A 13,734-nucleotide genomic window follows, 5' to 3' on the forward strand; every position below is an offset into this window, starting at 1 on the left:
TTACGAATAGATAAAAATGCGTAATTATTTGGCAAAGATATAGTATTTAAAAAGCTAAGTCAAGTGTTTTATTCTTCTCCGTCGTCATTTAATTTGAACGGATAATCACCAAACAGAGAAGCCAGTTTTTTTGTCCTGTATGTTTTCTTGGTAAATTTGTTGGATAAGACAATCATGGTCACTTTTTCTTTTCTCAAAGTAATGAAACATGAGGTATTCCCATGCCACCACCCGTTGTGATAGAAGAAGGGTTCTCCTTTTTCGAATTCCATCATTCTGACACCCAGTCCGTAATTTCGTTGGCCTTTGCTTTCATAACTATAGCCTTTGTACACTTTTTTAAGCAAGTCGGCGTTGAGGAAAAAAGGTGCATAACGTGCCACGTCAAATTTTAAAAGATCTCTCGGAGTTGAGTAAATGTTTTTATCTCCATAAATTCCATCTAAATAATCAATACCAATTTCTACATTATTCCCTTTATAAGAAGGAGCTATTTTTCCTTTGTCTTTGGTTATGTCGAAAACAAAAGTATGAGACATTCCGAGAGGTTTAAAAATCATTTCCTGCATAGCTTCAGGATATTTTAATCCGGTTATTTTCTCAATAATTAAGGCCAACATCGCATAATTGGTATTGCAGTAGCTGAAACGGGTATTTGTTTTTGATTCCAGCGGAATTTGTTTGTCTACCATTACCTTAACAATATCTTCGTTGGTTAATGTTATTTTTTTATCCCAATTGCCGTTTTCATAGGTGAAATAAGCATAATTCTTCATGCCGCTTCTGTGATTCAACAGGGTTTGAATGGTTACATCAGGATAAGGAAAGTTTTTGATGATGGTATTTACTTTTTGTTCTAAAGTAATTTTCTTGGTATCAATGAGCATCAAAATGGCTGTGGCAGTCAATACTTTGCTGACAGAGGCTATGTGTAAGGGAGTGTCTTTGGTTATTCTTTCATCGGTTCTTTTGTTGGCATATCCCATGTAATTTTCATAAATGATTTGACCGTTTTTGGCAACCAAAAAAGCAACGTTATCATTTTTTTCCGACCATTCTTTTTCAAAGAAACGAGATACCCCATACTTTTTGTCATTGATATAGGCCGTTTTCAAAGCCGGTAGAGGCTCTTGCAAAGGTTGCATCACCGGAATCCCGTTTTTATTGACTTTAATAATTCCGTCTTTTGTTTTTTCTTGTTTGGTACAGGCCGTAAAAAGAACTGCAAATGCAAAAAATAATGAGATATATCGTGTGAGTTTTTGAGACATTTTGAAAAAATTGGATAGCAAATATAACTAATCAAAGCACTGCAAAAAGGGCTTTTTCAGAAAGCTATTAACAGGTTTTTCACAATTTGAAATCAGGATTTTCTAAAACGGTAAACATCAAGACACATCTCAAAAATAAAGACATGTTATTTTTGGAAAAAAGTTTTGAAAACGTTTTCGATACAACTACTTTTGAGGCCAAATTAATTGTCCCAGTTATGAAATTTGGAATTATAAAAGAAAGAAAAAATCCGCCCGACAGAAGAGTGGTTTTTACCCCGCAGGAGTTGCTTCGATTGCAACAGGAATACCCCCAAGCTGTGCTAAAAGTAGAGAGTTCGGATATTCGTGTTTTTAATGATGAAGAGTATAGCCAACTTGGAATAGAAGTAACAACGGATGTTTCGGATTGCGATGTGTTTTTTGGAGTAAAAGAAATTCCTGTTGATTATTTAATTCCGAATAAAAAGTACTTTTTCTTTTCGCACACCATAAAAAAACAAGCACACAACAGAAAACTACTTCAGGCTGTTTTAGAGAAGAATATAGAGTTATATGACCACGAAACTATAGTGGATGCTAACAACAAAAGATTGATTGGTTTTGGTCGTTATGCCGGAATTGTGGGTGCTTACAATGGTTTCAGAGCTTTTGGGATTAAATACGAACTGTTCAACTTACCGAAAGCCGAAACCCTACACAGCCAAGCTGATTTGATAGAAAGACTCAGAAGACCTATGTTGCCTAACATTAAAATTGTGTTAACCGGACATGGAAAAGTGGGGATGGGAGCCAAAGAAATGTTGGACGCTATGAAAATCAAACAAGTATCGGTTGAAGATTTTCTGAATAAAGTATACACACAGCCGGTTTATACCCAAATAGACATTTTGGATTATAATAAACGAAAAGACGGTCAGGTTTCAGACAAACTGGATTTTTATAAAAATCCTCAAGAATATACATCCGATTTTGAACGTTTCAGTAAAGTGGCTGATATTTTTATAGCCGGACATTTTCATGGAAATGGGGCTCCCGATATTTTGACGAGAGAAATGCTCAATGCTCCCGATTGTAAAATTAAAGTAGTTGCGGATATTTCGTGCGACGTTGACGGACCTATTGCCTGCACCACAAAAGCATCAACTATTGCCGACCCGTTTTTTGGGTATTTGCCAAGTGAGAATAAGGAGGTTCCTTATACACATCCGGGTTCAATTATGGTAATGTCAGTTGATAACTTGCCGTGTGAGTTACCCAAAGACGCCAGTGAAGGTTTTGGTGAGATGTTTATGCAACACGTTATTCCGGCCTTTTTCAATGGCGATAAAGACGGAATTTTGCAAAGAGCCAAGATAACCGAGAATGGAAAACTAACCCCACGATTTGCCTATCTTCAGGATTATGTTGATGGAAAATAAAAAGTATCCCGATTCGTTCGGGATTTTTTTTTACCTAAACCAAAAATTAAATTACATTTGGATAACCGATGGCTTTTATAGCTTGTTGGCTTAACATCAAAACTAATCAACCAAACCAAAAATTATGAGTTCAAATCATGTGAAAACTAATTATCCTGCGCTGTATACCCTGATTACGGTATTTTTCTTCTGGGGATTTATTGCGGCGGGCAACAGTATTTTTATTCCTTTTTGTAAAAGTTATTTTTCGTTAGATCAATTTCAATCGCAGTTGGTTGACTTTGCCTTTTATACAGCATATTACATCGGAGCTCTTTTGTTATTTGCTTTTGGCAATAGCATTGGGAATGATGTAGTTGGGAAATGGGGATATAAAAGAAGCATTGTTTATGGATTGTTGTTTTCGGCATTAGGAGCCGGAGCCATGATAATAGCCGTAGAAGCAAATGTGTATGCAGGAATGTTGTTGGGATTGTTTATTGTTGCTTTAGGTTTTTCGTTGCAACAAACAGCTGCTCAGCCATTTGCTATTTTGTTAGGAGATCCTAAAACAGGTGCAAGTAGAGTAAATTTGGGCGGTGGAATTAATTCCTTCGGAACCACCATAGGTCCCATTGTGGTAGCCTTAGCGTTATTTGGAACGGCAGCTTCTGTATCGGAAGATCAAATTAAAAGTTTGGCTTTGAATAAAGTTATTTTCCTGTATGTGGGTGTAGGGTTGTTGTTTTTAGCGGCCGCCGCATTATTCTTTTTCTCCAAAAAAGTACCTGACGGAAGAGCTAATGAACCGATTGAAAAGGCAAATAAAGCTCTGAAGATGTTGGTACTAATGACCATTTTACTGGCAGCTTGTTTTGTTTCTATATTCAGAACCTACCAAATTGATACTACCACATACGACCAGTTGCAAATAGAAGCCTTAGAACAATACAGAATGTATTGGCTTTTTGGAGCCTTAGCTGTTGTTGTAGGCGGATTATTATTTTCTTATGTTTCGGCTCAAAAGAAAGCAGAGGGTTGGGGAGCAATGCAGTATCCACAATTAGTATTGGGGATGTTGGCCATTTTTACTTATGTTGGGGTAGAAGTTGCCATAGGAAGTAATTTGGGAAGTTTACTAAATTTGAAAGAGTTTGGCAGTTTGCAATCATCAGAGATCGCACCTTACATATCCATGTACTGGGGAAGTTTAATGATTGGCAGATGGGCAGGCGCTATCAGTGTTTTTAATTTAAAAGGAATCAATAAAACTATCGCTCTGATTGTTATTCCGCTTATTGCTTTTGCAGTTATTTTGGGAGTAAATATTATTTCGGGAAAAGATATGAAGCCTTTGTATTATTATGTTTTCTGTGTATTGTTACAAATAGGCGCATTCTTTTTAAGCCAAGACAAACCGGCACGAACCTTAATGATTTTCGGAAGCTTTGGAATGTTGGCTATGTTGGTTGGATTATTCAGCTCGGGTACAATAGCTATTTATGCTTTTCTTGCCGGTGGACTGGCTTGTAGTATCATGTGGCCTGCAATTTTTACCTTATCGGTACTTGGTTTAGGAAAATATACTTCACAAGGTTCTGCTTTTTTGATTATGATGATTTTAGGCGGGGGAATTATACCTCCGATTCAAGGAAAATTATCTGATATTATGGGAATCCATCAGTCTTATTTTGTTGCGGTTATTTGTTTTGCTTATTTGACGCTGTTTGCTGTTTTGGCAAAAAGCATTCTAAAAAAGCAAAATATAGATGTTGATGATGTAGAAGTCGAAGGAAGTCATTAAATTTCAATAAATATATAAATTAAAAATCCCGCATTGTTTTGCAACTTTGCGGGATTTTCTTCATCAAAACTCTAACCAATCAAATCTAACTAACCTTTAATTTTTATCTTCTGTACTGGCTTTTGAGCCATCTTGTCTGTAGTAGTATGTACCACCGTTGTTGTAAGAAGAGTAATCATTTTCATCTCGATCGTTGTCATAGTTGTAGGCATAACCATAACTTCCTCTGCCTTTAATTTTTCCAATCATATCAATAATTTCTCCTCTGTAGTTGTACACAATTCGCATTCCGCCAATTTGTGTTAATGAATATCGGTTGTATTTCATATAAACACTACCAATTCGATTTACCCTATCTCTTGAATCATAGTTGATGAATGTGTTACCAATTCTTCTGACTCTGCCAAAACTATCATGTTCAATCAGAACTCCGTAATTTACCGGTCTTCTTGCTGCGGTTTTAGTTTCTCTTTTACCGGCAGTTCTGTAATAGTAGTCGCCTTGACTGTCTTGCGGACGGGTATTAAAATCAAAATCACCATTTGGAAATACAAAAAACTCAATCCCTCTTTCTGTAAATGAAATTGGGTCATCGTAGTTGTATGGATTTCTTTTTTCTTCACCAGATTTTTTCATTATTTCTGATGCATTCGCTGCATTTCCTAACAGTAAAACAACAGCTACTAAAAAGGTAATTTTTTTCATAATCATTCGTATTTGAATTTTTGCTTACTCTTTCGATTTTCAGCTTCTTCGAACAGAACTAAATGCTGTTGTTTGGCATATTTCAATACATGTGCCAAAACAGCTCGATTATTTCTTAAGGTTTGATTAAGAGGTTTTAAGTGTCATAAATTCAATGGATTAAGTTATGTTTTTGTCAGTTTAAAAATCTTAAAAGATTTCACGTGACTGTTGTTTTTTTAGTACATTTGGTTCCGATTTTTAACATTTATTCCAAAAAGTATATAAACCTCAAATGAAAAACCTGCTATTTTCATTCTTATTATTATGGGCAACCAATTTAGGATTGGCTCAGGAATTTATTCCATACTACGGCGACATAGTAGCACAATGTTCACAATCTAACATCACAACTAATCTGACCGAATATCAAAGTTTGGGAGTAAAAAAACGAGGTACTCAAGCTTTGCAAAATACTCTGGATTGGCTCAAAAATAAATACCTGAGTTACGGTTATACAGCCAGTCAACTTCAGGAAGACTCCTATACCTATAGTGGCTCAACGGCTGTCTGTAAAAATTTGATAGTAACAAAAACAGGAACGTTATACCCCAATACTTACGTAATCGTTTGCGGTCATTACGATTCTACCGGAGGAACCGGAACAAACGATAATGGGAGTGGCTTAGTTTCAATTTTAGAGATTGCCCGTTTGTTGCAAAACATACCAACGGAATATTCAATAAAATTCATTAATTTCAGTGGTGAAGAAGATGGTTTAAAAGGAAGTCAGCATTTTGTATCAGCCGTAGTCAACGGAACTACCCCAAAAATGGACATCAGGCTGGTTTTTAACTTAGATGAAGTGGGCGGTGTTGCCGGATTAACCAACGATTCTATTACTTGTGAAAGAGACACCACTAATTCACCCTCAACTAATAATGCATTGTCTAGTACTATGACCAATGAATTGATGAATTGTGTATCATTGTATTCACCATTGAATCCTGTTTTATCTTATGCTTATGCGTCAGATTACATGTCGTTTCAAAGCAATAATGAAATCATTACCGGTTTTTTTGAAACTAACGAAACTACACACAAACATACCAATACCGATTTGTTGATTTACATGGATCCGGTGTATAATTATAATGTTGCCAAAGCGGCTATAGGCGCCACTCTGCATTTTTCTAAAGCAGTGACTACAGCATTGGAGAATGAAGATTTTCAGAATGATTTTCAGGTGAGTTTTTATCCGAGTCCGGCCAAAGATACTCTGAATATAAATATGGGTACCCTGACGGATAATGCTTTAAGTTTTAGATTAGTTGATTTACAGGGAAAAGAAGTTTTACGGAAACAAATTGACAATGCCCATTCAATAGAGACCATTTCGTTACAAGGTTTATCCGGTGGCGTTTATCTGGCTGTTTTACAAACCAAAACCAAAAGGGTGACTAAAAAAATTATATTGGAATAAATCGAATTTAAATGAAAAGCCTCTCAAAATGAGAGGCTTTTTTATAATTTGTCTTTGAGATACTGACCGGTTATTGATTTTTTGTTTTTAACAATGTCTTCCGGAGCTCCAACAGCCAAGAGTTGTCCGCCGTTTTCACCACCTTCTGGACCCAGATCTATAATCCAATCGGCACATTTGATTAAATCGAGATTGTGTTCGATAACTATAATTGAGTGTCCTTTTTCTATCAAAGCATCGAAAGAAGCCAACAACTTTTTAATATCGTGAAAATGTAAGCCTGTTGTGGGCTCATCAAAAACAAACAATGCTTTTTCTTTGGTTACTCCTTTTACCAAAAACGAAGCCAGTTTAATGCGTTGGGCTTCACCACCGGATAGAGTAGAAGAGGACTGACCTAACTGAACATATCCTAGACCAACATCTTGCAGAGGCTGCAGTTTTTGGGTTATTTTGGTTTGTTTATGTTCTGCAAAAAAAGCGATGGCATCATCAATAGTCATGGTCAAAATATCATCAATATTTTTGCTTTGAAACGTTACTTCTAATACTTCCTTTTTGAAACGTTTACCACCACAGGTATCACATGGCAATGAAACATCAGCCATAAATACCATTTCAACATTGATTGAACCTTCACCTTTACAGGTTTCACATCGTCCGCCATCTACATTAAAAGAGAAATGTTTGGCCTGGTAACCGCGAACTTTTGACAGTTTTTCTTTTGCATACAAGTCCCTAATATCGTCGTAAGCCTTAATATAAGTAACCGGATTGGAACGTGAACTTCTGCCTATTGGATTCTGATCTACATATTCAATGTGTTTGATGTGCGAAAAGCTCCCGGTTAATTCCGTAAATTGTCCGGCTTTGTCGCCAATACCTTCTATCTTTTTTTGTACAGCCGGGTAGAGGATTTTCTTTACCAAGGTACTTTTTCCGCTTCCGGAAACCCCGGTAATGACTGTTAAACTTTCCAACGGAAATGCCACGTCTACGTTTTGCAGATTATTTTCGCGGGCTCCTTTTATTTCTATAAAATTGTTTGATTTTCTGCGTTTTTTCGGAATAGAAATTTCCAGTTGACCGTTCAAATATTTTGCGGTTAAAGAATCAGCTTTCAGGATTTCGTCAAAGGTGCCCTCAGCAACCAATTCACCTCCAAATGTTCCGGCTTCGGGACCAATATCTATGATTCTGTCGGCCGCTTTCATGATATCTTCGTCGTGTTCAACCACAATTACGGTGTTACCCAAATCGCGTAAATTCTTCAATACTTTTATCAGGCGTTCGGTGTCTTTGGGATGCAAACCAATACTGGGTTCGTCTAAAATATACATTGAGCCTACTAAGCTGCTTCCTAAAGATGTAGCTAAATTAATGCGTTGTGATTCTCCTCCCGAAAGCGTGGCCGAATTACGGTTTAATGTTAAATAATCTAACCCCACATCACTCAGGAAAGCCAATCTGTTGTTTATTTCAATCAAAAGTCTTTTGGCTACTTTTTGATCATATTCCGAGAGTTGCAATTCTCCAAAAAAAGGAATCAGTCGTTTTATAGACATATCGACTAATTCGGATATTGTTTTGCCGCCAATTTTGATGTAATTAGCTTCTTTGCGTAAACGTTTGCCTTTACAGGTAGTACATTTCGTTTTACCACGGTAGCGCGACAGCATTACCCGATTTTGGATTTTATAGTTTTTCTCTTCCAATTCCTGAAAGAAATCGTTTAAACCGGTGAAGTATTGATTGCCTTTCCAAACCAAATCTTTTTGTTCATCAGTCAGCTCAAAATAGGGCTTGTGAATCGGGAAGTCGAATTTGTATGCATTGTTAACCAGTTGATCGCGGTACCAACTCATGCTTTCACCCCTCCACGGAAATATGGCATTCTCGTAAACTGAAAGCGCAGTATTTGGAATAACCAATTCTTCATCTATACCAATGATGTTTCCGTATCCTTCACAGGTTGGACATGCCCCGTAAGGATTATTGAAACTGAAAAGATGAATATTAGGTTCTAAAAACGTAATGCCGTCCAGTTCAAAATTAGAGCTGAATTCCAAGCGTTTGTTGGTTTCTAATTCCTGTAAATAACAAACCCCTTTTCCTTCAAAAAAAGCAGTTTGCACGGCATCCGCCAAACGGTTATAGAAGTCTTCTTCTGTCTTGACAATGATTCTGTCAATAATCAATAATATGTCTTTATTGTCCAGAGAGTGTTGGTCGATTTCATCTAAGCGTACCATTTCGTTGTCAACCAAAATTCGGGCAAATCCCTGTTGGAGCAATACTTTTAGTTTATCTTCAAGTTTTCTTCCTTCTTCCAAATGAATAGGAGAAAGCAGTAACCATTTACTGTTTGTATCAAATTGGGTTACGGCTTTAACCACATCAGTTACGGTATCTTTTTTAACTTCATGGCCCGAAATGGGTGAATACGTTTTTCCTATGCGGGCAAAAAGCAATTTTAAGTAGTCATAAATTTCGGTCGAAGTTCCAACCGTTGAACGGGCATTGGTTGTATTTACTTTTTGTTCAATTGCAATTGCCGGAGCTATCCCTTTGATATATTCTACTTTGGGTTTGTCTAATCTTCCCAAAAACTGTCGTGCATAGGAAGAGAGGCTTTCCACGTAGCGGCGTTGCCCTTCAGCATAAAGCGTATCAAAAGCCAAACTGGATTTACCTGAACCCGAAAGCCCGGTAATAACCACCAATTCGTTTCGGGGTATGACCACATTTAAATTTTTTAAATTGTGGATTTGCGCACCCTTGATGAGGATATTTTTTTTGGGTTCTAATGTAGCAATATCGGTACTTTTCATAGCAAAAAAAGGAAAGAGCACAAAGATAATCAATTACTGATTGTATTAAAATTATATCTCAAACAGAGGCTGAAGTACACTATTCAAAGTATCTCACCGACTTTTTTAGTTAAAATTTCAGCATAAATTTGTTTATTTGTTTAAAATTATGTTAAATTTGGTTCATAATTAATTCACAAACAAAGATTAGCCTATAGCAAAACATTACTTTTTAGATTAAAAACCCACTTTTTTAACCCTTCCTAAAAGGTAATATTATGGCTAAATCACAACTTCCAGATGCTTTATTGGTAGACAAGTACATTGCAGGCGATGAGAATGCCCTGGCTATATTGGTCAACAGACATCAATCGAAAATTTATGGGTATATCTATTCGAAAGTTTCGGATAGGGATGTGACGGAAGACATTTTTCAGGAAACGTTCTTCAAGGTTATTCATACGCTGAAAACAAAGAAATACTATAATGAAGAGGGCAAATTTTTGTCATGGGTATTGCGTATTGCCAGTAATTTGATTATTGACAAATTCAGAAATGATAAAAAAATGCCTTTGAACCGGGATACGGATGAAGTTTCTGTTTTTTCAAAAATTACCGACAACGCTTTAAACGTTGAAACTAAGATGATAAAGAATCAGGTAGAAATTGATTTGAAAAACATCATTGAGGAATTACCACACGATCAAAAAGAAGTGGTAATGATGCGTTATTATTTGGATATGAGTTTTAAAGAAATCTCAGATTTTACAGGGGTTAGCGTTAATACTACCTTAGGCAGAATGCGTTACGCCATGACCAACCTGAGAAAAGTTATTGAAAAAAATAAAATTTATCTGCCTTCGTAAACAATAAAAAGTAATTTTTTGCGTTATAGTTGTACCTAAATACTTTACAGCATATATATGGCAAAACTTTACTCTAAACGAAAATTAGCAAAAACAACTATGCTACCCAAAAAAGAGACAATACGACTGATACTTCAATATTCTTGTGCATTGAGTATTATGAAAGTGGGAAGCATGAACTTCGAAACTATCGCTAATTAGTAAACCGCCCAATAATTTTATTGGGCGGTTTGTTTTTTAAAATCCTTCGAAAACACCCAATCCGAAAAGAGCGAAATCGTATTTCACCGGATCATTGGCATCCATTTCGCGCAAAGCATTGTCCAGTTCTGATAAGGCTTTGTTGTCGTTTTGCTTGCGCTGTAATAAGCCAAGCTTTCGGGCTACATTTCCTGAGTGCACGTCGAGCGGACAGGAAAGTGCGTCTGTTGGTATACTTTTCCAAATACCGAAATCTACGCCTTGGTTGTCCTGTCTGACCATCCATCTCATAAACATATTCAATCTCTTGGCTGCCGAACCCGAAGCGGGATCTGAAATGTGTTTGGTCGTTCGCGGTAGGTGTTTGATTTCGAAAAACAATTTTTTAAAATCAGAAATACTTTCTTGCATTGAAAATGCCTGTTGATTTTTGGCGAAAGCCATTTCCAAACCGCCATGATTGGTATAAATATGTTGTAAAGCCTTGATAAAAGTGATAGTGTCTTGACCGTTGAAAGTGCGATGAACAAAACCTTCTAACAATTCTAAATGATGTTCCCGGTGTTCCATCACAAAATCATACGGAGAATTGCCCAACAGTTCCATTAGTTTGGTGGCATTGTTGATGATCATTTTGCGATTACCCCAAGCGATGGTTGCCGTCAGAAAACCGGCTATTTCAATATCTTCTTTTAAGGAAAACCGGTGCGGAACCTGAATCGGATCGCTGTCAATAAACTTCGGATTGTTGTATAGAATGACCTTTTCGTCAAGAAATTCTTGGAGTTCGGATTTAGTCATGACCGGTTAACTTTTGTGAATAAAAACCATCGGCTAAATTATGACTTCTTTGTTGCGGCATGTAATGAAAATTGGTTTCGAAATAATTGAGTTGTTCCGAGTTTACACAGGGTAATTCACCGTTGCCGTTCATCCAAAATAATGGTGGGTCAACAGGAGTGTGGAATTTAAAATTTCCTCTGCTATCGCCTTTGAATTCAAGTGGATATTTGGTGTTTGGCTCAGGTTGAATGATATTTTTTATATGAAAATAACTGTTGTCAGCCAATAGTGGATTATTGGTTAAGTGTTTAAAGGAAACCGGACGAAAAAGCAATAGAGCAACTATTATCAGGCTGCTTACTTGAAAAATTTGAATTGTTTTTTGATTTTTCAAAACTGTAGTCAGTAACAACAATGCAAAGAAAAGAGTGAAATGAATGTAAAAGCGGTATTGAGGCGAACTAAAACAAAGCAATGTGATGAGTAAAACAAAACTTCCATAGATTGTCCAAAACCGTTTTTTAGCATCAAATTGATTGCTCATCAAAGGGAATAACAATAATACCGCAAGACTAATTAAAGCCATGATACTGTCAATTCCGCTGTGAAAAAAGTATTGCTTGATCATATAAATTACAGAGACATCAGCATAAGCATTAAAAGGTATGTAAAAAGAATGCAGCATGTTTTTACTGAAAAAGAAATTCATGATTGCTGTCGGTACCTGATAATTCAAATCAGGCCATACCTTGAATTGCAACGGAAAGAGCGGATAACCGGTGAGGATTGTATTTTTCAGCAGAAATATTGTAAAAGTCAAACCACTGAGGATTTTGATTGATGACATTTCATTATTTGTCTTTTTGTAATGTTTAACAAATACCAAAAGTGGAATGATTAAAAGCACGACAGCAGTAATTTTGATATAAACGGAAAAAAGAGCAATCACACTCATTTGTTTAAGTTGAGTCGATAGAGAGTCGCTTTTATCAAGATAACAGGAAAAGAGCAGAAAACTCAGGAGATATACGGCCAAATCGGGCGAGGGAGCACTGATGAACTGAAAAATAAAAACATAGGTTAGAGGAATCAGACCAAAAAGCAAATCATTTCTTTTGTGATGAATGGTATACTCCTGCCACTTTTTAAAAGCAAAGAAATTGACCAGAAGCAACAAAAATCCGTTCAAGTCATTAAAACGATCGTAAAGAAACGACAAGCTGTATACGCTTTGAGTGATATGCCAACCGCTGGTTTGCCCGAAAAATAAATGCAAATTAGCTAATCCTTTTACAAAACCGTATTCGTTCAGCCATTTGATGGTTTGGATGTAATATGTTTCATTGTCAATGATGTAAGGAACAGTGGCACATTGGGCTAATATTAACAATGAACTAAGATAAAATAACAGCTTAACAGGTTTGTTGAAAGTTTTCAGTTGAGTGTAAGCATCCTTCACAACTGCTTTTATGTTTTCTTTGTTTTTATTGCCAAAAAAAAGCGAGAGGCTTAATAAAATAAAATGAAAACCGATATCAATAGGAAACCAAAAAGCCCAAATGCTGGCTAAAAGTGTTATACCAAATAAACCCGAAACAATTGTAAAAGTAGCATCCGATGAAGGGATGCGTATCATTTTTGAAAATACAATTCCCAAGCTGAGCGCTGTAAAAAAAATGTAAACCCAACTAAGGAGAATTAGTATCATATTTTACATGATTAAGCCGTCTTTCATGACTAATTTTCTATCGGCCATATTGGCTAATTCTTCATTGTGCGTCACGATGACAAAAGTTTGTCCAAATTCTTCACGAAGCTTAAAAAATAATTGATGCAGATTTTCGGCTGAAGCGGTGTCTAAATTTCCCGAAGGCTCATCGGCAAAAATAACGGCTGGTTTGTTGATTAAAGCTCTGGCAACAGCCACACGTTGTTGTTCACCGCCCGAAAGTTCAGCGGGTTTATGGTGGCTTCTTTCGGCCAATCCCAAATAGCTGAGTAGCCTGTTGGCTTCCGTTTCGGTTTCTTTTTTATCTTTTCCGGCTATGAAAGCGGGAATGCACACGTTTTCCAGAGCAGTAAATTCGGGCAATAGCTGATGAAACTGAAAGATGAATCCCAAGTGCAGATTCCTGAATTTTGACAGTGCTTTGTCATTCATTTTCAATACACTTTCGCCATTAATTTCCAACGAAGTTTCTGCTGATTTTGAGGCGGTATCCAACGTTCCCAAGATCTGAAGTAAGGTAGTTTTTCCGGCACCAGAAGCCCCAACTATAGAAACAATTTCACCTTTTTTTATGTGCAAATCAACGCCTTTTAAAACGTGTAAAGTATCGTAATATTTATGAATGTTTTTGGCAATTATCATTCGATTCAATTTTTCACAAAGTAACAAAGTATTTTCTTTTATCGGCGTGAATAGGATTTAT

General features: G+C 36.5%; 10 protein-coding genes. 4 read left to right on the forward strand and 6 right to left on the reverse strand.

Translation table 11 applies throughout. The annotated features are described in order from the left end of the window. Nucleotides 1–68 precede the first annotated feature (68 nt). Nucleotides 69–1,271 carry a serine hydrolase domain-containing protein gene (locus EZL74_RS09505; RefSeq protein ID WP_131476373.1) on the reverse strand — a complete coding sequence of 401 codons (1,203 nt, stop codon included), beginning with the start codon at nucleotides 1,269–1,271 and terminating at the stop codon, nucleotides 69–71. A 218-nt stretch (nucleotides 1,272–1,489) separates the two neighbouring features. On the opposite strand from EZL74_RS09505, the gene EZL74_RS09510 reads away from it, so the two are divergent. Together EZL74_RS09510 and EZL74_RS09515 are read left to right on the forward strand one after the other, a co-directional pair. Further along, nucleotides 1,490–2,692: an NAD(P)-dependent oxidoreductase gene (locus EZL74_RS09510; protein WP_131476374.1), complete on the forward strand. Its 1,203-nt coding sequence runs from the start codon at nucleotides 1,490–1,492 to the stop codon at nucleotides 2,690–2,692. Between the two features lie 124 nt (nucleotides 2,693–2,816). After that, on the forward strand, nucleotides 2,817–4,475 hold the full coding sequence (locus tag EZL74_RS09515) for an MFS transporter (RefSeq protein ID WP_131476375.1): 1,659 nt from the start codon (nucleotides 2,817–2,819) through the stop codon (nucleotides 4,473–4,475). Between the two features lie 96 nt (nucleotides 4,476–4,571). On the opposite strand, the gene EZL74_RS09520 is transcribed toward EZL74_RS09515, so the two are convergent. Then, complete coding sequence (locus EZL74_RS09520; protein WP_131476376.1) at nucleotides 4,572–5,180, reverse strand: hypothetical protein; 609 nt, start codon at nucleotides 5,178–5,180, stop codon at nucleotides 4,572–4,574. A gap of 274 nt (nucleotides 5,181–5,454) precedes the next feature. Here EZL74_RS09520 and EZL74_RS09525 point away from each other — a divergent pair, with 274 nt between their 5' ends. Further along, on the forward strand, nucleotides 5,455–6,642 hold the full coding sequence (locus EZL74_RS09525; protein WP_131476377.1) for a M28 family peptidase: 1,188 nt from the start codon (nucleotides 5,455–5,457) through the stop codon (nucleotides 6,640–6,642). A gap of 41 nt (nucleotides 6,643–6,683) precedes the next feature. On the opposite strand, the gene uvrA is transcribed toward EZL74_RS09525, so the two are convergent. Continuing rightward, nucleotides 6,684–9,473, reverse strand: coding sequence for an excinuclease ABC subunit UvrA (uvrA, locus tag EZL74_RS09530; RefSeq protein ID WP_131476378.1), 2,790 nt, complete (start codon nucleotides 9,471–9,473; stop codon nucleotides 6,684–6,686). A gap of 257 nt (nucleotides 9,474–9,730) precedes the next feature. On the opposite strand from uvrA, the gene EZL74_RS09535 reads away from it, so the two are divergent. Then, a complete protein-coding gene (locus tag EZL74_RS09535; RefSeq protein ID WP_131476379.1) occupies nucleotides 9,731–10,318 on the forward strand; it encodes an RNA polymerase sigma factor in 588 nt (195 codons plus the stop codon). Nucleotides 10,319–10,555: 237 nt separating this feature from the next. On the opposite strand, the gene EZL74_RS09540 is transcribed toward EZL74_RS09535, so the two are convergent. The 3 genes from EZL74_RS09540 to EZL74_RS09550 are packed head-to-tail and all read right to left on the reverse strand — an operon-like array spanning nucleotide 10,556 to nucleotide 13,673. After that, on the reverse strand, nucleotides 10,556–11,320 hold the full coding sequence (locus EZL74_RS09540; protein WP_131476380.1) for a TIGR02757 family protein: 765 nt from the start codon (nucleotides 11,318–11,320) through the stop codon (nucleotides 10,556–10,558). Next, the gene (locus tag EZL74_RS09545) at nucleotides 11,313–13,010 is read right to left on the reverse strand and encodes an LIC_10190 family membrane protein (RefSeq protein ID WP_394345864.1); all 1,698 of its coding nucleotides are present in this window, start codon (nucleotides 13,008–13,010) and stop codon (nucleotides 11,313–11,315) included. The genes EZL74_RS09540 and EZL74_RS09545 overlap by 8 nt, the downstream gene beginning before the upstream one ends. 3 nt (nucleotides 13,011–13,013) lie before the next feature. Continuing rightward, nucleotides 13,014–13,673, reverse strand: a complete 660-nt coding sequence (locus EZL74_RS09550; protein WP_131476382.1) for an ABC transporter ATP-binding protein — start codon at nucleotides 13,671–13,673, stop codon at nucleotides 13,014–13,016. Between the last annotated feature and the right edge of the window lie 61 nt (nucleotides 13,674–13,734).

Origin of the sequence: Flavobacterium silvisoli (assembly GCF_004329815.1) — a bacterium.
Lineage (GTDB): Bacteria > Bacteroidota > Bacteroidia > Flavobacteriales > Flavobacteriaceae > Flavobacterium > Flavobacterium silvisoli.